Below are 23166 nucleotides of genomic sequence, written 5' to 3' on the forward strand. Positions count from 1 at the left end.
TACTTCGTACCCCGTAAATCGTACTTCAAATGTCTCCAGAGACTATTTTATATATTGTAATTGCTGGTGTAGCTTCGTTTGCACTGGCTGTATTTATGTACGGGTACCGCTCTCGATACAAAGGCAGCATGAGCTGGGTATTTGGGATACTTCGCTTTGTAACATTGTTCTCAATTTTGTTGCTGCTCATAAACCCCAAATTTAAAAGTGAGACCTACACTATTGAGAAGCCAAAATTGCCAATTCTTGTCGATAATTCGGCTTCTGTGACAGAATTAGAACAGGCAGACAATGCTAATAGTGCTATTGAAAAGCTGAAAGCCAATGCCGAGCTAAACGATAAATACGACCTTTCTTTTTTTACCTTCGGAAATAGCTTTATTCAAACAGATTCGGTTTCATTTGCCGAAACAAATACAAATATTACCAAGGCATTAGCTGCTACAAACGAAGTATTTAAAAATGAAATAGCACCTACCATTCTTATTTCTGATGGTAACCAAACCTTGGGAAATGACTATGAGTTTGCTTCAGCCACTTTCGCTAATCCTATCTACCCAATAATTTTAGGCGATAGTACCAGGTACACCGATTTAAAAATTGAACGTTTAAACACCAACAGGTATGCGTTTTTAAAAAATAAATTCCCCGTCGAGGCAATTCTGGTGTATAATGGTACAGGTTCAGAAACTTCTCAATTTGTAATTACTCAAGGAGCAGCTACGGTATACCGCGAAACAGTAACGTTTTCTGAGAATGATAATACCAAAACAATTTCGTTAACACTGCCAGCGTCTCGAGTTGGATTACAAACCTACACAGCTAGCATAGTTCCCTTAGAAATTGAAAAAAACACCGTAAACAACAGAAAGCGTTTTGCAGTAGAAGTAATAGATGAAGCGACCAATGTGCTGGTAGTTAGTGCTATGGTGCATCCAGATCTTGGAGCGATTAAAAAATCTATTGAAACCAATGAGCAACGCAAAGTACGTATAGTGAAGCCTTCTGAAGCTGTGTCGTTGTTAAATGACTTTCAGCTAGTTGTGCTATACCAGCCTAACCGAAGTTTTAATGCTGTGTATACAGAGCTGGCTAAGCTTAAGAAAAACACTTTATTGATTACTGGAAGCAGAACCGATTGGAGTTTCCTGAATGTTGTGCAACCAGTGTTTCGGAAAGATGAAACGGGCCAAAAAGAAGATGCTGCGGCTCAACTCAATGTAAATTATGGCACTTTTGCAGTAGAGGATATTGGGTTTACTAATTTTCCGCCCCTTGAAACATCTTTTGGGGATTTAGTGGTTACGATTCCACATGAAAAATTACTACTACAAACTGTGGCAGGAATTGAAACTGGAAACCCGATGATTGCCACAGCAGAGCTTAACGGCAAACGCGATGCTATTTGGGATGTAGAAGGCATATGGAAATGGCGTGCGCAGAGCTATCTGCAAGAAAACAACTTTCAGGAATTTGATAACTTTATGGGAAAGTTGGTACAGTACCTAGCATCAAATAAACGCAAGAGTAGGTTAGAGGTAAGTAGTGAATCTTTTTATTACAATAATTCACCCATTAAAATTTCAGCACAATACTTCGACAAGAACTATGTGTTTGACGGACGAGCATCTTTAAACATTTCAGTAGTAAATAAAGAGAGTAGTACACGAACCGTTTTTCCTTTACTGCTGAAAAATAATTTCTATGAAGTTGACGTCAATAGTTTACCCGCAGGAAGCTATAGCTATACAGTGTCTGTTGGTGATGAAACCATTGCCCGAAGTGGAAATTTTACCATTCTAGACTTTAACGTAGAGCAGCAATTTGGAAATGCCAACGTAACGAAACTTGGTAGGTTAGCGACTAATACAAACGGAACTCCATTTTTCACCAACCAAGTAGATAATCTAATCACAGTATTACTAGAAGATGAACGCTTTCAATCTATTCAGAAAAGCGAAGAAAAAGTGGTACCTTTAATAGATTGGAAATACTTACTTATTCTCATAGTGCTTGCCTTAAGTGCCGAATGGTTTATTCGAAAATATAACGGACTAATATAAACACATAACCTCATGGAAAAACTACCAAAATTTGGAATACCAATTATTATTATTTTAATCATTGCAATTATTGTTATCGCGAAATCTGCTGTTACTATAGACTCTGGAGAAGCTGGGGTTTTGTACAAAACGTTCGATAATGGTGTTGTAACAGATGAGCCACCTTTGGGTGAAGGGTTTCACCTAATAGCACCATGGAATAAGGTGTTTGTATACGAAGTTCGTCAACAAGAGCTATTTGAAAAGATGAAAGTATTGTCTTCTAACGGACTGGAAATTCAGATCGATGCTTCGGCTTGGTACCAACCAGTATATGGTGATCTTGGTAATCTACACCAATCGTTAGGAAAAGATTATTTGCAGCGTGTAATACAACCTGCAATACGTAGTGCGGCACGTAGCGTTGTAGGGCGCTATACACCAGAACAGTTGTATAGTAGTAAGAGAGATGCCATTCAAGATGAAATTTTTGAGGAGACAAAAACAATATTAAGTAAACAATTTGTTCAACTTAATGAGGTTTTAGTGCGAGATGTAACGCTTCCTAATACAATTAAAGAAGCTATTGAACGTAAGTTACGGCAGGAGCAGGAATCGTTAGAATATGAATTTAGACTTGTAACAGCTTCTAAAGAAGCCGAAAAAGTACGTATTGAAGCGCAAGGTAAAGCAGATGCAAACAAAATATTAAGCGCGTCGTTAACAGACAAAATCTTACAAGATAAAGGGATTGATGCAACACTTAAACTGGCCGAATCACCAAATGCCAAAGTTGTAGTGGTAGGTTCTGGAGAGAGTGGATTGCCGCTAATCTTAGGGAACAACTAGACCAATTTCAATACATAAGAGAAGCTCCTTCATAAACATGAAGGAGCTTTTTTTTATCTCTAAAAGTTTATAATCCTACAGGTTTCTATCTGGTTCTCTTCGCTTGTCGTATTTTATATCGCTAAGCACAGAAGATTTGATTCCTACAAAGAAGTACCAAGCTGTGTTCTGAGCTCCAATGGGTGTCCAGTTAAAGCTCATTTGCCAACTTTCTAGATCTCTTTGAAATCGTAATTGAGTTAAGGTAACCCCTTTATTGGTAAAGTCGTATCCGCTAGAGGCACCAACTTTCCAGCGTGGTGCTAGTTCTACATTGGTACTAAACATTAATGATTGAGAGGAAATTTCATTCTGCCGCTGTTGGTTTCCATACGTTATTGTATAGGCGAGTCGCAAATCCCAAGGAATTGTAAAATTATACCAAGCCTGATCTACATTGCTTTTGTCTTTATCGTCGTCTTTAAAGAGGTTTCCTTTACCAATATCTTGAGAATTTCCAAATAAATCGTCTGGGCGCCCACCATTTGCAAAGGTTTCGTCATCTAACCGACTGGTTTCATCTCCGTCCTGCTTTTTCTCAAGATCTTTACTGGAAAAACTATAATTTATACTCACATTGGCGTTGGTAAGCCTAAAAAGGCTTCCGCCGTTGTTAATGTTGAATTCATCAATACGATTGTTGCTGTTGTCTAATGCATACGGATCTAGTGATCCATTAAAGTTAACATCTAATTTCTCTATTACAGGGATACTTCCAGTAAAACGCAAAGGGCTCCACGGTAAGGAGTCTCCTGCTAAGTTATAGGCGGTAGTAAAGTTTAAATTATTTAGCAGGACTATTTTTTTCGCTTCCGTTGCAGTGGTGTCTTTATCCCGCACTTTGGCCTCTAGTGTATTGCTTAAACTCAGGCCAACATTACTAGAATACACCTTACCAGGAGCGCCGTATAGCGTGTTTTCAAAACGAGAGAACTCTACTACCTCCGCAGCAACATCTGGATCTGCCGTAGGTACTTGTAATTCTTCGTAATATTGATCGAATGCCGGATTAATGTTATAACTCACCGACGGTCGCATAACATGCCTTAGTTTCTGAATTTTCTTATCATCTCCTAAGTTAAATTGACCATAGATAGTGGTTCCTATGCTAGTTGAAAAGTTATAAGTAAAGTATCTATCAAAACCTTTTAAGGTGTCAATTACAACAGCGTCTGTTGCTTCATCGTAGAAGCGATTGGTGGTATTACCTACCCATGTTTCGCGTAAGCTAGTAGTTGCCGAGGCACTTAAATACTTAAATAACTTAAAATTAGTACTTACTGGAATGCTATGTTGGGCACCTAGCTCAGCTCCTTCAAACATTTCAGGTTTAAAGAATAAAGAATCTGTTGTCTGAATTCTATTTTCTGCTGTTACGTCGTATTGAAAATTTATATTGTGTAGGGCTCCCTTTTTCACGCCAGTCTTTGGAGCAAATGGAAATATACGAGATACACTGGCATTCACGTTTGGTAATGACATGTTAATCTCTTGGGTATTGGTGTTTTGGGTGTGAGTGGCTGCTGTAGAAATGTTTACTTGAGGCTCTGTTTCAAAGGTTTTAGAATACGACACAGAAGAGCTTAGCGTGTTTACAAGTCCGCTGGCATTATTAGTTTGGTTAATAGATTGCCTAAAATACTGGCTACTTCCCAAGTTAACCGAAGCTGCAAAACGTGAGCTTGGGTTGGCTTTTGTATCTTGATTGTGATTCCAGCGAATGTTATAGATGGTAGACTGACTAAAATCGTCGAAGCCGCGTTCGCTATTTATTAAATTTTCATATCGAATATTAAGGTTTCCGCGAAATTTATAGCGTAATGCATAGCCAGCTTCTCCACGTAAGCCAAAACTTCCATTGGTATAGTAATCTCCCAACACGGCCAAATCTACATAATCGTTAATTGCAAAGTAGTATCCTCCATTTTGAAAGAAAAAACCTCGTTCATTGGTATCTCCAATAGAAGGGATAATAAATCCGGAAGTACGATCTTCGGTTAGAGGGAAATAGGCAAATGGCAAGCCAAGGGGAGTGGGTACATTAGCAATGTACATATTGGTAAGCCCCGTTACAATTTTTTTCTTCGGAACAAATTTTGCTTTTCGCGTATAAAAATAATATTCTGGATCTTCTAGATTAGTAGAAGTTGTGAAACGCACATTTCTTAAGTAGATTACCGAATCATTTTCTTTTTTAGTGACTTCGGCTAATACATTAAAACCGTTTTGTTCTGTACGAGAGTTGTAGATGATAGCCTTTTCTGTTTTTGTGTTGAATTTAATAGAATCTGGTTCTACTTTGTTCTGTGCTTGTACGAAAACAGGGCGTTGTGTGTAGGCGCCCGCGCTATCTATACCTTTTGCAAATACTTCGTTTGTGTTATAATCTAAAACAATAAGCCCAGCATCTATGCGCATATCGCCATAAACAATATAGGCCTTGTTATACATGTAAATTTTCTGATTCACTTGATCCATGAATACATAGTCTTCTCCATAGTAATCTACAACCCCAGTAAGAAACTCTTGTTTCTTCTTTATGGAGTCATTTTTAACTGTGTCGGTAGCAATTGTTACGCGTTCGGTAAGTACGGGAGTGAGGTTTACGGTGGTGGTATCTCCCTCAACCTCAGTATTTACGGGGATGTTTACGTCATTTTTATTAGGGAGATCTTGTGCATACAAAAAAGCACTGTTTATAAACAGTACAATGTAGATAAGTATGTAATAATGCCTAGGTGTATGCAACACAGAAAACCTATTATTTAATAACTTTGGTGCAGTTTTTGAAAGTTCAAAAGTAAGCATATTTTTTTGCCTACTATTTTATAAAATATCAAATTTCAACATACGTTTAAGTATTATGAAAAAGAAACAAATTCTATTTATTCTTATTGCAGTAATTAGCTGCCTTGGTTTTGCCTTTATACCAATCAATAATAATACCCAAAAACAATTTATTGTTGTTCTTGACGCAGGTCATGGTGGGACAGACTCAGGAAACCGTGGTAATGGTTTTTTTGAGAAAGACATTGTTTTAGACGTAACGTTACAAGTTGGGAAGATATTAGAGAAGCACAAAGACATTAAAGTTGTTTATACTAGAACGACTGATGTATTTATAGATTTATACAGGAGAGGCCCTATTGCGAATGAAGTAGATGCTGATATTTTTGTGTCAATTCATTGTGATTCTCATAATTCACAAGCATATGGAGTTGGAACGTTTGTAATGGGTGTTGATAAAACGGGTAAGAATATGGAGACTGCAAAAAAGGAAAACGAGGTAATTTTTCTTGAAGATAATTACGAAGAAAATTATGCTGGTTTCGATCCAAATTCTCCTGAATCGTTAATTGGAATGACCTTAATGCAGGAAGAATACCTAGATCAGAGTATTTTGCTTGCAAGTTTAATACAAAGTAACATTGTTAATAATCTAAAACGAAAGGATCGCAGTGTACGCTCTGCACCTTTTTGGGTTTTGCATAGTAGCTACATGCCAAGCGTTTTGGTTGAATTAGGATTCTTAACTAATAATAACGAAGGACCTTATGTAAATTCAAAAAAGGGTCGTGCTGGTATGGCGAAGGAAATTGCCAATGGAATTTTAGCATACAAGAAGAGTATCTCACTAGCTACAGAAGATGCTAAAAACCCAACTATTACCGAAGAAGAAATAGATGAAGCCATAGAAACGGTTGAAGAAAACATCTTTGAAGGAGTGACGTTTCGAGTACAACTTGCAGCAAGTAGTAAAAAAATAGACACCAAGCCTAGTAATTTTAAAGGGTTAAAAGATGTAGACCGTAAAAAAGAAGACGACCTATATAAATATTATTACGGCGATACGGCAGATTATAATAAGATACAGCTTATGAAAACCTTTGCCCAAGAGAAAGGATATGCTTCCTGTTATATTGTTGCCTTTGAAAATGGTAAAAAGAAAAAACTTTCGGAAGTGTTAAATAGTCGGGGTAAATAGAACTTATTTTTCTAACTTTGTTTAGTAACTAAAACCATATTTTTTTGAAACTTTCACGCGAAGTAAAGACAGGAATTCTTGCCATAGGCGCCATATTACTCTTCATTTTTGGTTACAGCTACCTTAAAGGCACAAACCTGCTAGAAAAAAACAGAACATTTTATGTGGAATATGGAAATGTAGAAGGACTAGCAAAAGGAGCTCCTGTAACAATTAACGGACTAAAAGTAGGTAAAGTACAAGCCATAGATTTTGGAGAAGAACGCGGTAAATTGGTTGTAGAATTTACGGTTGAAAAGGATTTTGACTTTTCGAAAAATAGTATTGTTCGTATATATAGTAGCGGATTAATAGGAGGGAAGTCTTTAGGGATTTTTCCTATATATGACGATTCTGGAGTTGCCGAATCTGGCGACTACCTCTCTGGTGAAGTACAAATGGGTATGTTAGATGAGTTCAGTAAAACCTTAGCGCCCTTAGAACAAAAGTTAGAAGGAACTTTAAGTGTAGTAGACTCATTGCTTATTTCTTTTATTGAAATTATAGACGAAGACACTAGAACAGATCTTAAAAGTGCCATTGCGAACCTTTCTAATGCAGCAAATAACTTTAGTGCACTTACAGGAAAAGCAGATAGAATTTTAGGTAAGAACGGTGAGAAACTAGACAGAACCTTCACAAACCTTGATGTTACCACTAAAAATTTTGCTACCCTTTCAGATTCATTGGCGAAAATTGAAGTTGGACAGATGCTTCAGAATTTAGAAGATGCAACGGCTGGGCTTAAGGAAGTAGTAGACAAGGTAAATAGTGCCGATGGTAGCGTTGGGAAATTACTTAATGATGATAAGGTTTATCAGAACTTAGAAGGAGCAACAAGACAATTAGAGGAATTACTGCAGGATATGAAATTGAACCCGAAACGTTACGTCCATTTTTCCTTATTTGGCAAACGTGATAAAGGGTACGATCCACCTGCAGATCCAGAAAAGTAAACCATGCAATACATTCCAAATATTATCTTCCTAGTAGTTTTGGCTGCTGGCATTGGGTATTTTACAAAAAATATCCGAAAGGTTATTCGTAATATTAAATTAGGACATGCTGTAGATACAAGCGACCATAAAAAAGAACGATGGGGTAATGTTATAAGAATAGCTCTAGGACAAAGTAAAATGGTAGTTCGCCCTGTTTCCGGATTACTACATATTATAGTTTATGTTGGTTTTATTATCATCAACATTGAAGTAATAGAAATTATTATAGATGGCCTCTTTGGTACACACCGCGTATTGGCCTTTTTAGGACCAGTATACGATTTCTTAATTGGCTCTTTTGAACTATTAGCACTTTTAGTATTTATTGGTGTAATAGTTTTTTGGGTACGCCGAAATATTACACGAATTAAACGTTTTTGGTCTGCCGAAATGAAAGGATGGCCGAAGAATGATGCCAATTACATTTTGTATTTTGAAATGATCTTAATGGTGCTGTTTATTACTATGAACGCCCTAGATCTTACTTTACAGCAGGGGGTAGCCTCCGGAGCTTACACTAGCGAAGCAGCAAGTCATTACATATCTGCAGGTTCTTATCCTGTGAGTCAGTTTCTTGCACCAGTATTTCAGGGCATGACCGAAGGCACACTAATTTTGTTAGAACGTGGCGCTTGGTGGTTGCACATTATTGGTATACTGATTTTCTTGAATTATTTATATTTCAGCAAGCATTTACATATTATGTTAGCCTTTCCGAATGTTTTCTACGGAAAAGTTACACCTAAAGGAAAATTTAAAAATTTAGATTCAGTAACAAACGAAGTAAAATTAATGATGGATCCAACAGCAGATCCATATGCAGCACCTGCCGAAGGCGCAGAAGCTCCCGCCAAGTTTGGAGCTAGTGATGTGTTAGATTTAAATAGAATTCAGTTACTAAACGCGTATACCTGCACAGAGTGTGGACGTTGTACGAGTGAATGTCCGGCAAACCAGACAGGTAAAAAACTTTCACCGCGTAAGATCATGATGGATACGCGAGATCGTTTGCAAGAAGTAAGCAAAAATATAGACACCAACGGCGAATTTAAAGAAGACGGCAAACAACTGTTAGATAACTATATCACACGAGAAGAATTATGGGCCTGTACCACTTGTAACGCATGCGTAGAGGCTTGTCCAGTAAGTATAGATCCTTTGAGTATTATTATGGATATGCGTCAGTATTTGGTAATGGAGCAATCTGCAGCGCCAAATGAGTTGAACGTAACAATGAGTAATATTGAAAATAATAGTGCACCATGGCCTTTTAACCAAATGGATAGATTGAACTGGAAGGATGAGGGGTAGGCTATTTTTTTTGGTTATTCTACTAGTGCTAACGTTTCAAGTACAGGCACAAGCAGGATTCAAAAAAGATTCGTTACAAATTAAAGTGTATACAGAAATAGCATATGAAGGTGATGTACCTACTAAAATTAGTGTTGTAAAAGTGTTTTGTGAGTATTGCAATGAAGAACAACTAAAATATCTATCTCAGAAAGCGTGGAAGAGTACATACCATAACAGATATGGTTACAAAGAAAAAATTAGAAATGGAAAGGCTAAGCTAGCCCATTTCATACGAGTTAAGAAAGAAGATTTTAAAAAAATAGAATGAATACAGAGAACCAAGACAATTTACTAAGAGAAACGCAGATAGATGGTGAAACTGTGAGTCCGATGTTGCCAGACAATGTTAAAAATTACCTTATAGACATAGATGGTACCATTACAGAAGATGTTCCTAACGAGCAACCTGAGCGCATGGCTACTTGTGAGCCATTTCCTGACGCTTTAAAGACACTTAACAAATGGTATGACGAAGGACATATAATTTGCTTTTTTACTTCTAGAACAGAAGATCATAGAGCAGTAACCGAAACATGGTTGCAAAAACATGGTTTTAATTATCACTCTTTATTAATGGGTAAGCCTAGAGGCGGCAACTATCATTGGGTAGATAATCACTTGGTAAAAGCAACAAGATATAAAGGTAAGTTTACAGATTTGGTTGAGAAAGAAGTGACCATTCAAGTATTTGAAGATTAATACAAAAAGAGCTAACATCATTATGAGCGAGACAATTACAGTGCCAACAATGGCAGAATATATGGCCCAAGGCAAACAACCCGAAGTTTTATTTTGGGTAGGTTGCGCGGGTAGTTTCGACGATCGAGCCAAGAAAATTACAAAAGCCTTTGTAAAATTACTTCATAATGCGAAAGTCGATTTTGCAGTTTTAGGAACTGAAGAAGGCTGTACTGGCGATCCTGCCAAGCGTGCTGGAAACGAATTTCTTTTTCAGATGCAAGCAATGATGAATATAGAAGTGCTTAACGGCTATGAAATAAAGAAAATTGTTACTGCTTGTCCGCACTGTTTTAATACCCTAAAAAATGAGTACCCAGGCCTTGGAGGTACATACGAAGTAATGCACCATACACAATTTTTAAAATCACTTCTTAATGAAGGTAGGTTAAAAGTTGAAGGTGGAAAGTTTAAAGGTAAGCGTATTACTTTTCATGATCCTTGTTATTTAGGACGTGCTAACAACGAATACGAAGCACCTCGTGAGCTACTTCAAAAATTAGAAGTAGAATTAACTGAAATGAGACGTTGTAAATCTCGCGGACTGTGCTGTGGAGCTGGAGGAGCGCAGATGTTTAAAGAACCAGAACCAGGAAACAAAGACATAAACATAGAGCGTACTGAAGAGGCGTTAGAAATAAAACCAGATATTATTGCTGCTGGATGCCCATTTTGTAACACAATGCTTACAGATGGTGTTAAAAATGCAGAGAAAGAAGATGCTGTGGCGGTGATGGATGTAGCCGAAATGATAGCCAATGCTAAAGATTTATAGAAAAGACCGATGTTAGTAGATTTTAATACCCTCCCCAATACCTCACGAATTTGGATATACCAATGCAATCGTAAATTATCTGATGATGAAGTACAACGTGCTTCAGAACAAACAGAAGCATTTTTGAAAGAGTGGACGGCACATGGTACAGATCTTGAAGCCGGTTTCGAATTAAAATACAACCGTTTTATTGTCATAGGGCTAAACCAAAGTAACGCTTCGGCCTCTGGATGTAGTATAGACGCTTCCGTACGATTTATTCAACAGCTTGAGAAGCAGTTTGAAGTAGATTTGCTGGATAAAATGAATGTTACCTTTTACAACGGCGATTATATTGCTCATAAATCTTTAGTAGATTTTAAAAAGATGGCCAAGGCCCGTTCTGTGTCTCCAAATACTGTGGTTTTCAATAACTTAGTGAATACAAAAGAAGAATATCTAGAGAATTGGGAAGTTCCTGCAAAAGATAGCTGGCACAGTAGATTTCTAGCATAGTTTTTGTACTTTTAATTGCTATGAAACGCCATTCAATAATTGAGATGGTGTTGGAAGATGCTATTTTATAATATCTCAATCTTCCTTTAAAAAAGGATACTATACCTATGAAAAAACTGCTTGCTGCTACACTATTTCTCTTTCTGATCATTTCCGCGAAAGCGCAACAAATAAACCCCTTATTGGTAAAAGACGATCTACCAAGTCAGCAGAAATGGGTAGATAGCATTTATGGTAATATGTCACTTCAGGAAAAAGTGGGTCAGCTTTTTATGGCGGTCAAATTTTCTAGCGATTCTAGAAGCAAAAAAGACGTTATCAAAGATTATATTGAGAATCAATATATTGGTGGGGTTATATTCTCAAAAGGTGGTCCGCAGCGTCAAGCAAAATTGGGTAATGAGTATCAGGAGCTTTCAGATATTCCCCTGTTTTATGCTATGGACGCAGAGTGGGGGCTTGCAATGAGATTAGATTCTACCTATGCTTTTCCGTGGAATATGACGCTTGGAGCTATAAAAGACGATAAAATCGTGGAGAAAGTAGGGAAGCGGGTAGGTGAGCATGTTAAACGCATGGGGATGCATATTAACTTTGGCCCCGTAGTAGACATCAATACCAATCCAAAGAATCCTATAATTGGGAATCGTTCGTTTGGAGAGGATAAATTGAATGTTACTCAAAAAGCCATGGCGTTTATGAAAGGAATGCAAAGTGCCGGAATTATGGCTAATGCTAAACATTTCCCAGGTCACGGAGATACGGCAACCGATAGTCATGAAACCTTACCAACCATAGACTTTACAAAACATCGTTTAGATAGCATTGAATTATATCCGTATCGGCAACTTATTCAGGAAGGGTTAAGCAGCGTAATGGTGGCACACCTTAACGTGCCTTCATTAGAAGAACGATACGGCTATCCATCTTCTATTTCAGAAAATATTGTAACTAATATACTTAAGGGTGAATTAGGCTTTAATGGCCTAATCTTTACAGATGCATTAAACATGAAGGGTGCATCAAACTTTAAGGAACCAGGTGAGATAGATTTGGCTGCATTTTTAGCGGGTAATGACGTATTGCTTATTTCTGAAAATATTCCGAAGGCACACAATCTGATGGTAAAAGCTTTTAGAGATGGAATTATAACAGAGGAGCGCCTGGCGCATTCGGTTAAGAAGATATTATATGCAAAGTATAAATTAGGTTTAAATAAGTATAAACCCATAGTTACAGAAAACTTGGTTGAAGACTTAAACAGTGCTTGGGATGATGCCTTGTACGAAGAAGCCATGGAAAATGCGCTAACGGTAGTTAAAAATCAAGATAATGTACTCCCTATAAAAGATCTTCAAAAAAAGAAAATAGCGTACATAAATTTTGGAGATGATTCTGGCAAAACATTTTTGAATGAATTACGAAAGTATGCCGATGTTGATTGGGTTAAAGCAAAAGGATTAGATGATTACGTGAAAAAATTGAAGAACTATAATTATGTAATTATAGGTTTTCATCGCTCTAATGAAAATCCTTGGAAAAGTTTCGAGTTTACCGAAAAAGAACTTGTTTGGATCTATGAAATAGCTAGAACCAACAAAGTTATACTCGATGTGTTTACAAGACCTTATGCCTTATTAGACCTTAAAACAACCACTAATTTTGAAGGAATTATTTGCTCGTACCAAAATAGTGAAGTGTCGCAGGAACTTTCGGCGCAACTTATTTTTGGAGCTAGAGAAGCTAAAGGACAACTACCCGTAAGCATTGGAGAAGAATTTGCTGTACATACCTCCATAGAGACAAAGTCACTAAAACGTTTGCAATACGGTACGCCAGAAAGTGTTGGAGTAAGTAGTGAAAAACTCAAGAAAATTGATACGTTAGCGCGCACTGGTTTATGGGGAGGCATGATGCCTGGGGCGCAAATATTGGTAGCCCGAAAAGGAAAAGTTATTTATAACAAGACTTTTGGACATCACACCCAACAAAAGAAAAATAGTGTGAAGTACGATGATATTTATGATGTTGCCTCGCTAACCAAAATTTTAGCTACGGTACCAATGATTATGGAATTGGTAGATCGAAAAGTTATTACGATGGATACCAAACTATCTGAAATGTTACCCGAATACAAAAATTCTAATAAAGGTCACATAACCCTTCAAGAAATGCTTTCTCATGTAGCACGATTAAAAGCTTGGATTCCTTTTTACACGCATACCTTAGATACAGTTACGAAAAGACCTTCTGAAAAGTATTATAAGAAAAATCCTAATGAAGAGTTTAATATTAAGGTAGCCGAAGGACTTTATATGCGCCGTGATTACAAAGACAGTATTTATGAAATTATTCGAAAAAGTGATTTGCGGAGTAGCAAGGGGTACAAATACAGCGATTTGCCGTATTATTTACTGAAGAAATTTTTAGAGGAGTTTTATGGATCTCCACTAGAATTGCTTGTGCAACGAGATTATTATGAATCTTTGGGCGCTAATTACACCACATTTAATCCGCTTTCAAAATTCACGAAGGCAGATATCGTTCCTACCGAAGATGACAGCTACTTTAGAATGCAAAAAGTACATGGTAATGTACACGACCAAGGAGCTGCCATGATCGGTGGCGTAGGAGGGCACGCCGGATTGTTTAGTAACTCTAACGATATTGCTAAATTAATGCAATTGTACCTTTGGAAAGGTTTCTACGGTGGTAAGCGCTATTTTAACCCAGAGACTTTAGACATGTTTAACGCCTGCTATTATTGTGAAGATAATGTACGTAGGGGAGTAGGATTTGATAAACCACAATTAGGCGAATCTGGTCCTACCTGTGGTTGCGTGTCTATGACCAGTTTTGGGCATAGCGGATTTACAGGAACGTTTACCTGGGCCGATCCAGAAGAAGAGATTGTATATGTTTTTCTTTCTAATAGAACATATCCGTCTGCAGATAATAGAAAATTAATAGGAAGCAACCTTAGAAGTAATATACAAGAAGCCATTTACGATGCTATTACCAATGAGGAAGGTCCAACAAATTTAACCATACAAGAATGAAAATTGCCATTGTTTGTTATCCAACATTTGGAGGAAGTGGTGTAGTTGCCACTGAGCTTGGCTTAGCACTAGCCGAAAGAGGACATGAAATACACTTTATTACCTACAACCAGCCTGTACGACTAGACCTGCTTTCTAACAATATTCATTTTCATGAAGTGGTGGTGCCAGACTATCCTTTATTTCATTACCAGCCTTATGAGTTGGCATTGTCTAGTAAGCTGGTTGATATGGTAAAGTTGTACCATATAGAACTATTGCACGTACATTACGCAATACCGCACGCCTATGCTGGATACATGGCAAAGAAAATGTTGTTGGCAGAAGGAATATCCATTCCAATGGTTACAACCTTGCACGGTACAGATATTACACTGGTAGGAAACCACCCTGTTTATAAACCTGCAGTGACGTTTAGTATTAACAAGAGCGATGTGGTTACGTCTGTATCACAGAGTTTAAAAGATGATACGAATAGGCTTTTCGATATTACTACGGAAATCGACGTGGTTCCTAATTTTATAGATGTTGAAAAATACACCAATCATTTCACCGATTGCCAACGAGATTTAATGGCAGAGAAGGACGAACTTATTATCACTCATATTAGCAATCTTAGACCTGTAAAACGAGTGCAAGATGTAATAGAAATTTTTGATCGAGTGCAGCAGCAAATTCCTGCAAAACTCATTATGGTGGGAGATGGCCCAGAAAAAGAGGCTTGCGAAGCGTTATGTGTACAAAAGGGAATTCAAGACAGTGTAAAGTTTCTTGGAAATAGTAGTGAGATCAATAAAATTCTTTGTTTCAGTGACTTATTCTTGTTGCCTTCTGAAAAAGAGAGTTTCGGACTTGCAGCATTGGAAGCAATGGCGAGTGGTGTTCCTGTGATTTCAAGTAATACAGGAGGCTTGCCAGAAGTAAACGTTCATGGCGTGAGTGGATACCTAAGTAATGTCGGAGAAGTAGACGATATGGCAAGCAATGCAATTTCTATTTTAAAAGATAAAGAAGTATTGCTGAAATTTAAACGAAATGCTAAAGAAGCGGCTAGAAAATTTGATACAAAGAATATAGTGCCAATGTATGAAGAAGTATATGCTAAAGCAGTTGCTTATGTTTCATAAGACATTACCTATATTTTATTTACTATGCAGCTTGTTTTTTGTGAGTTGTGGCAATACAACATCTGTTTCTGAAGCACCGGTGACACCTGAAAATAATGTAGACTTTACCACAGTGTTTAGCAATGGTCATAGCAATTTTAAATCGCCTACGCAGCAACTAATTACATCTACGAAACAACTAGAAGCGTTATATGCAACCATAAATAGCACCAGAAAGCCTGGAATACCCTTGCCTAACATAAATTTTGATACTCATGAAGCTTTCTTTTTTTGTCCGGGAGAAGTATCGCATGGTGTTGATGGATTGAAGGTAGCAAAGGTGTATGCAAAAAATAATACGCTCTATGTTCAGTTGGCACCTGGTAAGAATGATGATAGTGGTTTAGTCACTACGGTAATGTCACAACCAGCCGTACTAATAGCTTTTGAACAACAAGGCTTACCAGTAGTAATTGCTGCGGCTAAAAACACTAATTAAAGTTTCGTTTTAAGTAATCCATTGCGTTGCCATGAAGCACACGCTCAACGATACTTTCTGCCGATATTTTATTAAAGTCCTGTAGCGAATTGCGATTGGTATCGAGATATGCTTTTGCATGGTGTAGCATTTCTTCTCCCAAATCTTTTATGTTTTCTGCCGTCCATAATCCTTTAATCGGATTCACAATACCGTCGAAATCACTTCCAATAGTTTGAATTCCCCAACAAAATAATCCTTCTTTGTTAAGTACTTCGGCCACATGTTCTACTTGTCGCCATACAAGAAGAGATTTCTTCTGCAGTTGTTTCCGTTTATTCGGAAAATAGATTTTAGATTGACTAATCGCTTTTTTACTTCCAATACGTCTTTCATCTAATTGAATTCCAAACATTCCATTGGTTTTCGCAATACGTAGCAATTCATCGTCATAAAAATTAATATCTATATTATTGAAGTACTCTGCTCGTTCTGGGTAGTCAGACACATCCCATTGTACAATAGAACGATGTCCGTTTGCTGCGCCATGACTGGCAATTACAGGAATCTTTTCATTTTTGTATTTGGTGTCTAGCAAATCGTAATACGCTTTCCTAGACGTGGTACTCATATGTTTAATATCAATAGGAATACAAGGGCCGTTGGTGTTTTTCAACAACCTATCAATAACTTCAATCCCTAAATCTGTTATCCCCGAATTAAGTCCTCTATTCTGATTGTCGCGCAAAGCACCTATGCTAATACTTCGGGCATGCCCGCAAAGTTCATTATAGAAGTGATGTGCAAACGTGATAAACGCGGGTTTGTGCTTCCAGTTTTTAACTTTTTTTAGATTGTCAAGTACTTCAGCAGCATCTGCCGTGTCGGTATTCATTTCTAAGCCGCTGTTAAATGAGTGGCCACCTTCTATAGATAATACAATGTTGATGATTTTTTTTGTGGGTGTCTCTTGTGTGAAATTATGTTCTATTTCAGCAAAATTATTAACAAGTCTATAGGTATAAAATACATTGTCTATTTTATGTACTTGGTTGTGTAACTGTTCATAAAACTGATATTCACTTTCTAAATCCTCGAAGTAATCTTGATGACGTAGCACGTAGTCTATTCTACTCTGACTAATACTAGCAGCTAAATTGACTAATACGTCTGTTAGGCCTTTCCACCCCAAAACTCGCTTACTTAAAAAGTGCTTTTCAAAAGGGTAAAGACTTACAATTACCACTTTGGCTCTACTTCGAGCGAGGGCGGTCATGTCTGTTTGTGTAAACTTAGTGAGGGTAATCATACGGTTTAGAAACTTTTCAAAAACCGTAGGGGGACTGTAGTGCCAAATAGAATTTTTGCGATTTGCATCTAGAGCATTCTGTTTTGGTGGCGTATATTTAAAACTTTTACTGAATCCCTTTAGCGAAGGATGGCAGTGAATATCTACATAGTGCGTCTTCATATATTGGGCAGTTAGTTGTAATTCATAAAATTGCAACTTTTATTTTACATTTAAAAAAGGGTTTTTCCTAATTTTTCTAGGTTTCATACCCCATAAAAAAAAGCGATACATAACGTATCGCTTAAGGTTTAATGCTATTTCGTTGTTTAGAATTGGTAACGTACTCCTAGCGCAATATCAAAATCTATATCATCGTCTAAATTGTCACTAAAACCAAATTCTGGTCTAAAATCAAGCGATAAAAGCAACGGGAAGTCAAAATCGTATTCTATCCCAATATCACCGGCTAGATACACATAGGTTTCGCTATCATCAAAACCAGGCGCCACATCATCGAAATCTACTTGAGCAATCCCGGCACCAGGGCCCGCGTACCAATTAAATCCGCCGTCAATATTCCACACCCATTGGTATAATCCTGTTAATCTAAACGCGTCAAAATTCTTTGAACTTCGCCACCCTAAATCAATTTCTAGTCTATTTTTTTCAGTTAGATAACGTTGGTAACTCACTTCAGTCCCGAATCCGTCGCTATCCCCTAATCTAAGTCCGATAGCATTTTTTTCTTCTTGTGCTTCTGCTGAAATTCCAACACCAACCACTGCGATAAAAATTAAAATCCATTTTCTCATATTTTTCTTTTTTTAGGTTACTCAAAAGTAAATTTTAAGATTCTTTACTATGGTTAACGTTTTGTTATTCTTTTTAGTGAATAAACATTGCCACAATGCGTATAAGCACTTATTTTTACATGTACATGAATAAAGAGTTACAACAATTATCTAATGAGTTAGAAGGAGAGTTGCATCATGATATGTTGCACAAAAGCTTGTATGCTACAGATGCTTCAGTTTACAGAATGTTACCGTTGGCCGTTGCATTTCCGAAGACTACAAAAGATATACAGCATCTTATATTATTTGCTGCTAAGCACAAAACTTCAATTATACCGCGTACTGCTGGAACTTCGCTCGCAGGACAGTGTGTAGGTGAGGGAATAGTTGTGGATGTCTCTAAGCATTTTACTAAGATTATTTCGGTAGATGAAACCGCTAAGACGGTGACGGTTCAGCCGGGGGTAATTCGCGACGAATTAAATGCGTATTTGGCACCTTTCAATCTCTTTTTTGGTCCTAACACCTCTACGAGTAACCGGTGCATGATTGGTGGTATGGTTGGTAATAATAGCAGTGGTACAACTTCAATTCAGTACGGAGTTACGAGTGACAAGGTAATTCAGCTAAAAACAATACTTTCTAATGGTGATGAAGTTACGTTTTCTAGTAGTTCGAAAGAAGATTTTAATCTGAAAAAGAACTTGCCTTCACTTGAGGGAAGCATTTATAACATGCTTTTTTCTGAACTTTCTTCGGAAAGCGTCAAGCGTGTAATTCGCGAAGAGTTTCCGAAGCAGGAGATACATCGCAGGAATACAGGTTATGCTGTTGACGCTTTGCTAGATACTTCTATCTTCTCAGCCTCTGAAGCCGACTTTAATATGTGTAAGTTACTTTGTGGTAGTGAAGGAACTCTTGCTTTTACAACAGAAATCACTTTACAGCTAGACACGCTTCCACCTCAAAAACAAGCCATAATAGCTACTCATTATAACTCGTTGGAAGCTTGTCTTAACGATGTGAATAAAGTCATGCAGCATACGTTGTATACCTGTGAAATGATAGACGATGTCATTTTAAATTGTACAAAAGACAATAAAACCTACGAGCCCTATCGCTTTTTCGTGCAAGAAGATCCGAAGGCACTCCTGTTGCTTGAAGTAAGAGATCAGACAACAGAAGCTCTTAATAACCAGATAGAAACCTTACTGCAAACGATACAACAATCTGGCTTAAGTTATGCAGCTCCTATTTTAAGAGACCATGAAATTACGATGGCAATGGAACTTAGGAAGGCGGGACTTGGACTTTTGGGCAACATGGTAGGTGATGAGAAGGCTGTGGCATGTATTGAAGATACTGCGGTGGCGTTGGAAGATCTTCCTGAATTTATCAAAGAGTTCTCTCAGATCATGGATCGGTTTAATCAAGATGCTGTCTACTATGCACACGCTGGTGCAGGAGAGTTGCACTTACGACCTATATTAAACTTGAAAGATCCTGAAGGAGTCCGCTTGTTTAGGGCGATAACTACAGAGGTGGCACAATTAACGAAGAAATATAGAGGTTCTTTCTCTGGAGAACATGGAGACGGTATAGTACGTGCCGAGTTTTTAGAGATGCAAATTGGCACACAAAACTTTAAACTCTTGCAGCGCATAAAAAAGTGTTTTGATCCAGAGAATATCTTTAATCCGGGCAAAATTACAGATGCCCTGCCTATGGATAAGCATCTACGTACCGACTATACGCCTACAGAGGTTACCACCGCGCTAAATTTTGATGATTCTCAAGGAATACTCAGACTAGCTGAAAAATGTAACGGAAGTGGTGACTGTAGAAAGTCTGAACACGCTACTGGAGGTATGTGCCCAAGCTATCAGGCTACTAAAAATGAAAAAGATACTACTCGAGCCAGAGCAAATATGCTACGAGAGGCGCTTTCACAAAGCGATCATACCAATAAATTTAATTCTGAAGAACTTAAAAAAGTATTCGACCTATGTATTGGTTGTAAAGCATGTGCTAGCGAATGTCCTAGTAATGTGGATATGGCCACTGCCAAGCTCGAATTTTTGTACCAGTATCAAAAAGCAAACGGAATTTCAAGAGCTACGAGATTGTTTGGAAAAAGTAGTCTCTATAATAAAAAGGCAGCACGGTTTCCACTTCTTGCCAATTGGGCTTTTACAAATTCAATAACGTCTTCATGGATAAAAACATGGAGTGGTGTGTCTAAACACCGCACACTACCAACAATTAATATGAAAGGGGTGAACAAGGTGCGTTCTGTACTTAAAAATCGTGACCAAAATATGCAGGTCCATGCCTACATCTTTGTGGATGAATTTTCTAAGTACTTAGATTCTAATTTGGTGTACGATGCTTTTTTACTACTAAATAGTCTTGGATATAAAGTTAAACTAATACTCGAGTTAGATAGCGCTAGAGCCTTGCTTTCTAAAGGATTGCTAAATGAAGCTAAGATTGAGATTGATAAAAATGTTTCGGCTTTAAACAATTGTATTACTTCTGAAACTCCCTTGCTTGGTATAGAGCCCTCTGCAATATTAGGGTTTAGAGATGAATACCTCAGATTAGCGAGCGACGTGGCTTCTGCAAAGAAAATTTCAGAAAACACCATGCTTATTGAAGAGTTTATTGCGCTAGAAGCGTCTAAGGGATCGATTACGGCCGAAAGTTTTAATGAGGAAGCTAGAGATATTAAAATACATGTACACTGTCACCAAAAAGCATTGAGCAACCAAAAAGTAACGTTCGATATTTTAAACCTTCCTAGAAATTACAAACCAACAATCATACCCTCTGGTTGCTGTGGCATGGCTGGAAGTTTCGGTTATGAGAAAGAACACTACGATGTAAGTATGAAAATTGGAGAATTAAAGTTGTTTCCTGCCGTGCGAAAAGCTTCAGAAGCTACTATTATAGCTGCCAATGGTACTAGTTGTAGACATCAAATTAAAGATGGTACGGCAAGAGAAGCACAACATCCGATTAGTATTTTGGCTAATGCGCTAGTAGATTAATTAAAAACATTACAATAGCGAAAAACCAGCAAGTACTTCGGCTGTAGCCCTATCTGCATCTATTGTTTCTGCTTTTTCCCTTTCCTGTTTTGTATACCTATTTGGATTGTATTGGTATAAAGCCCATGCTTCGTTATTGTATTCTAGGGCTGTTAGGTTTTCAATCCAATCTCCACTGTTTAAATAGACGCATGCACCTTTTGCGGTAACTACCTTTTTCATAGCAGGCTGATGAATATGGCCGCAAACAACATAGTCGTAACCATTTTCTATTGCTAGGTCTGTGGCGGTTGTTTCAAAATCTGAAATAAATTTAATAGCCCCTTTTACAGAGTCTTTTATCTTTTTAGAAAGGGAATATTTTTCTTTTCCGAAGAATTTCAGAATGCGATTAATAAACCTATTAAAAAGGATTAGGAGGTCATATCCCCAGCCTCCAAGCTTTGCAATCCATTTAGTGTGCTGAATAGACGCATCGAATACATCGCCGTGAAAAAACCATGCTTTCTTACCATCGAGGTTAAGTACTAACTTGTCTAGAATTCGAATATTGCCCATTCTAGTTTCGCTAAAACGTCGTAACCGCTCATCGTGATTCCCTGTTATGTAGTAGACTTGCGTACCTTTAGTTGCAAGTGCAATAATTTTTTTTATAATCTGAAGATGTGCTTTTGGAAAATAACGCTTTCTAAATTGCCATATGTCTATAATATCACCATTTAGAATAAGCTTTTTTGGCTTTACAGAGTTTAAATAATGTAAGATTTCCTTGGCGTGGCAGCCATATGTACCCAAATGTAGGTCTGAGAGTACAACAATGTCAAGCTTTCTTTTCAAGAGTAATAATATCTCGTACAAAGATGACTTCTTTGCTCAAAGGATGTATTAAGTGAATGTTATTAATAGTTCAAAAAAATCTTATCCAAATTGAAAGAAATCTCCATTGGTACACTTTCAATGCTTTTTCTATTGAAAGGAAACATTTACATTTGTTGAAAACCGAATTATGGCAGGAAATACCTTCGGCTCAATTTTTAAAGTTACAACGTTTGGAGAATCTCACGGTCCAGCCATTGGAGGGATAATAGATGGTTGTCCATCTGGATTATTACTCGATATAGAAGCCATAAATACTGAAATGCAACGCCGTAAACCGGGACAGTCTGCTATAGTAACACAACGAAAAGAGGAAGACTCTGTGCAATTCTTATCGGGTGTTTTTGAAGGTAAAACAACTGGCACACCTATTGGCTTTGTCATACAAAATACCAACCATAAATCGAAAGATTACGCACATATTAAAGACACATACCGGCCTTCACACGCAGATTTCACTTTTGACAAAAAATATGGTCATCGTGATTATCGTGGTGGCGGACGATCATCGGCGCGAGAAACCGCTTGTAGGGTAGTGGCAGGGGCTATAGCGAAACAATTGCTTAAGGATATAAAAATCACAGCTTATGTATCTGCTGTTGGTGAGTTATCTCTCAATAAATCGTATAAAGCACTTGATTTTTCTGAAATTGAGAAAAACCCTGTGAGAACTGCAGATGCTGATATGGCTAAACAAATGGAGCAGTATATTAAAGATGTTAAAAAGCAAGGAGATACTGTTGGAGGAATCATAAGCTGTGTGATAGAAAATGTGCCTGTTGGATTAGGAGAACCTGTGTTTGATAAGCTCCATGCACAACTTGGTAAAGCGATGCTTTCTATTAATGCCGTGAAGGGTTTTGAATATGGTAGTGGATTTTCAGGAACAGTAATGAAAGGAAGCGAGCATAACGATTTGTTTAATGAAGATGGAAGTACAAAAACAAATTATAGTGGTGGTATTCAGGGCGGTATTAGCAACGGAGAACCTATTTATTTTAACGTAGCATTTAAACCGGTTGCTACCATACTACAAAAACAACCAACAATAAATAGTGATGGTGAAAAGGTTGAAATGATGGGTAAAGGAAGACATGACCCATGTGTTGTGCCAAGAGCAGTGCCCATTGTAGAAGCTATGGCGGCATTGGTTTTAACCGATTTTTGGTTGCTGAATAAATTGTCTACATTGTAACACA

The 23166-nt window shown here is 37.5% G+C and carries 18 protein-coding genes; 14 read left to right on the forward strand and 4 right to left on the reverse strand.

Going from position 1 to position 23166, the window contains the following annotated elements; all coding sequences use genetic code 11:
* Positions 1 to 29: 29 nt before the first annotated feature.
* Together G5B37_RS01885 and G5B37_RS01890 are read left to right on the forward strand one after the other, a co-directional pair.
* Positions 30 to 2063 (forward strand): VWA domain-containing protein, encoded by a 2034-nt coding sequence (locus tag G5B37_RS01885; RefSeq protein ID WP_164678363.1) that lies wholly within the window; start codon positions 30 to 32, stop codon positions 2061 to 2063.
* 12 nt (positions 2064 to 2075) lie between these two features.
* The gene (locus G5B37_RS01890; protein WP_164678364.1) at positions 2076 to 2891 is read left to right on the forward strand and encodes a prohibitin family protein; all 816 of its coding nucleotides are present in this window, start codon (positions 2076 to 2078) and stop codon (positions 2889 to 2891) included.
* A gap of 75 nt (positions 2892 to 2966) precedes the next feature.
* On the opposite strand, the gene G5B37_RS01895 is transcribed toward G5B37_RS01890, so the two are convergent.
* Positions 2967 to 5738 carry a putative LPS assembly protein LptD gene (locus tag G5B37_RS01895; RefSeq protein WP_263649827.1) on the reverse strand — a complete coding sequence of 924 codons (2772 nt, stop codon included), beginning with the start codon at positions 5736 to 5738 and terminating at the stop codon, positions 2967 to 2969.
* Between the two features lie 55 nt (positions 5739 to 5793).
* Here G5B37_RS01895 and G5B37_RS01900 point away from each other — a divergent pair, with 55 nt between their 5' ends.
* The 10 genes from G5B37_RS01900 (at position 5794) to G5B37_RS01945 (ending at position 15977) form a co-directional block, all read left to right on the forward strand.
* The gene (locus tag G5B37_RS01900) at positions 5794 to 6915 is read left to right on the forward strand and encodes an N-acetylmuramoyl-L-alanine amidase family protein (protein ID WP_164678365.1); all 1122 of its coding nucleotides are present in this window, start codon (positions 5794 to 5796) and stop codon (positions 6913 to 6915) included.
* A gap of 44 nt (positions 6916 to 6959) precedes the next feature.
* On the forward strand, positions 6960 to 7910 hold the full coding sequence (locus G5B37_RS01905; RefSeq protein ID WP_164678366.1) for an MlaD family protein: 951 nt from the start codon (positions 6960 to 6962) through the stop codon (positions 7908 to 7910).
* 3 nt (positions 7911 to 7913) lie between these two features.
* Entirely contained in the window at positions 7914 to 9263 is a 1350-nt protein-coding gene (locus tag G5B37_RS01910) for a (Fe-S)-binding protein (RefSeq protein ID WP_164678367.1), read from the forward strand.
* Between the two features lie 10 nt (positions 9264 to 9273).
* Positions 9274 to 9573 carry a hypothetical protein gene (locus G5B37_RS01915; RefSeq protein ID WP_164678368.1) on the forward strand — a complete coding sequence of 100 codons (300 nt, stop codon included), beginning with the start codon at positions 9274 to 9276 and terminating at the stop codon, positions 9571 to 9573.
* A complete protein-coding gene (locus G5B37_RS01920) occupies positions 9570 to 10004 on the forward strand; it encodes an LNS2 domain-containing protein (RefSeq protein WP_164678369.1) in 435 nt (144 codons plus the stop codon). The genes G5B37_RS01915 and G5B37_RS01920 overlap by 4 nt, the downstream gene beginning before the upstream one ends.
* Positions 10005 to 10026: 22 nt before the next feature.
* Positions 10027 to 10818, forward strand: coding sequence for a (Fe-S)-binding protein (locus tag G5B37_RS01925; RefSeq protein WP_164678370.1), 792 nt, complete (start codon positions 10027 to 10029; stop codon positions 10816 to 10818).
* 9 nt (positions 10819 to 10827) lie between these two features.
* Positions 10828 to 11313: an ABC transporter ATPase gene (locus G5B37_RS01930; RefSeq protein WP_164678371.1), complete on the forward strand. Its 486-nt coding sequence runs from the start codon at positions 10828 to 10830 to the stop codon at positions 11311 to 11313.
* A 107-nt stretch (positions 11314 to 11420) separates the two neighbouring features.
* Entirely contained in the window at positions 11421 to 14372 is a 2952-nt protein-coding gene (locus tag G5B37_RS01935) for a glycoside hydrolase family 3 N-terminal domain-containing protein (protein WP_164678372.1), read from the forward strand.
* Positions 14369 to 15499 carry an N-acetyl-alpha-D-glucosaminyl L-malate synthase BshA gene (gene bshA, locus G5B37_RS01940; protein WP_164678373.1) on the forward strand — a complete coding sequence of 377 codons (1131 nt, stop codon included), beginning with the start codon at positions 14369 to 14371 and terminating at the stop codon, positions 15497 to 15499. The genes G5B37_RS01935 and bshA overlap by 4 nt, the downstream gene beginning before the upstream one ends.
* Positions 15489 to 15977, forward strand: a complete 489-nt coding sequence (locus G5B37_RS01945; protein ID WP_164678374.1) for a hypothetical protein — start codon at positions 15489 to 15491, stop codon at positions 15975 to 15977. Before bshA ends, G5B37_RS01945 begins: the two co-directional genes overlap by 11 nt.
* Here the strand turns inward: G5B37_RS01945 and G5B37_RS01950 are convergent.
* Positions 15970 to 17427: an amidohydrolase family protein gene (locus G5B37_RS01950; protein WP_164678375.1), complete on the reverse strand. Its 1458-nt coding sequence runs from the start codon at positions 17425 to 17427 to the stop codon at positions 15970 to 15972. The genes G5B37_RS01945 and G5B37_RS01950 overlap by 8 nt on opposite strands.
* Before the next feature lie 146 nt (positions 17428 to 17573).
* Positions 17574 to 18059, reverse strand: a complete 486-nt coding sequence (locus G5B37_RS01955; RefSeq protein WP_164678376.1) for a porin family protein — start codon at positions 18057 to 18059, stop codon at positions 17574 to 17576.
* Positions 18060 to 18154: 95 nt separating this feature from the next.
* Between G5B37_RS01955 and G5B37_RS01960 the strand changes: the two genes are divergently transcribed.
* Positions 18155 to 21091, forward strand: a complete 2937-nt coding sequence (locus G5B37_RS01960) for an FAD-binding and (Fe-S)-binding domain-containing protein (protein WP_263649828.1) — start codon at positions 18155 to 18157, stop codon at positions 21089 to 21091.
* 9 nt (positions 21092 to 21100) lie between these two features.
* On the opposite strand, the gene G5B37_RS01965 is transcribed toward G5B37_RS01960, so the two are convergent.
* Complete coding sequence (locus G5B37_RS01965) at positions 21101 to 21928, reverse strand: UDP-2,3-diacylglucosamine diphosphatase (RefSeq protein ID WP_164678377.1); 828 nt, start codon at positions 21926 to 21928, stop codon at positions 21101 to 21103.
* Between the two features lie 169 nt (positions 21929 to 22097).
* Here G5B37_RS01965 and aroC point away from each other — a divergent pair, with 169 nt between their 5' ends.
* On the forward strand, positions 22098 to 23162 hold the full coding sequence (gene aroC / locus G5B37_RS01970; protein WP_164678378.1) for a chorismate synthase: 1065 nt from the start codon (positions 22098 to 22100) through the stop codon (positions 23160 to 23162).
* The last annotated feature ends 4 nt before the right edge of the window (positions 23163 to 23166 follow it).

It is taken from the genome of Rasiella rasia (assembly GCF_011044175.1).
Lineage (GTDB): Bacteria > Bacteroidota > Bacteroidia > Flavobacteriales > Flavobacteriaceae > Marinirhabdus > Marinirhabdus rasia.

What these genes read in the sequence shown, in the direction of transcription:
- G5B37_RS01955 (WP_164678376.1), bottom strand. Translation starts at nt 18,059, where the DNA reads ATGAGAAAATGGATTTTAATTTTTATCGCAGTGGTTGGTGTTGGAATT.
- aroC (WP_164678378.1), top strand. Translation starts at nt 22,098, where the DNA reads ATGGCAGGAAATACCTTCGGCTCAATTTTTAAAGTTACAACGTTTGGA.
- G5B37_RS01895 (WP_263649827.1), bottom strand. Translation starts at nt 5,738, where the DNA reads ATGCTTACTTTTGAACTTTCAAAAACTGCACCAAAGTTATTAAATAAT.
- G5B37_RS01950 (WP_164678375.1), bottom strand. Translation starts at nt 17,427, where the DNA reads ATGAAGACGCACTATGTAGATATTCACTGCCATCCTTCGCTAAAGGGA.
- G5B37_RS01885 (WP_164678363.1), top strand. Translation starts at nt 30, where the DNA reads ATGTCTCCAGAGACTATTTTATATATTGTAATTGCTGGTGTAGCTTCG.
- G5B37_RS01910 (WP_164678367.1), top strand. Translation starts at nt 7,914, where the DNA reads ATGCAATACATTCCAAATATTATCTTCCTAGTAGTTTTGGCTGCTGGC.
- G5B37_RS01890 (WP_164678364.1), top strand. Translation starts at nt 2,076, where the DNA reads ATGGAAAAACTACCAAAATTTGGAATACCAATTATTATTATTTTAATC.
- G5B37_RS01960 (WP_263649828.1), top strand. Translation starts at nt 18,155, where the DNA reads ATGCGTATAAGCACTTATTTTTACATGTACATGAATAAAGAGTTACAA.
- G5B37_RS01930 (WP_164678371.1), top strand. Translation starts at nt 10,828, where the DNA reads ATGTTAGTAGATTTTAATACCCTCCCCAATACCTCACGAATTTGGATA.
- G5B37_RS01925 (WP_164678370.1), top strand. Translation starts at nt 10,027, where the DNA reads ATGAGCGAGACAATTACAGTGCCAACAATGGCAGAATATATGGCCCAA.
- G5B37_RS01935 (WP_164678372.1), top strand. Translation starts at nt 11,421, where the DNA reads ATGAAAAAACTGCTTGCTGCTACACTATTTCTCTTTCTGATCATTTCC.
- G5B37_RS01920 (WP_164678369.1), top strand. Translation starts at nt 9,570, where the DNA reads ATGAATACAGAGAACCAAGACAATTTACTAAGAGAAACGCAGATAGAT.
- bshA (WP_164678373.1), top strand. Translation starts at nt 14,369, where the DNA reads ATGAAAATTGCCATTGTTTGTTATCCAACATTTGGAGGAAGTGGTGTA.
- G5B37_RS01945 (WP_164678374.1), top strand. Translation starts at nt 15,489, where the DNA reads ATGTTTCATAAGACATTACCTATATTTTATTTACTATGCAGCTTGTTT.
- G5B37_RS01900 (WP_164678365.1), top strand. Translation starts at nt 5,794, where the DNA reads ATGAAAAAGAAACAAATTCTATTTATTCTTATTGCAGTAATTAGCTGC.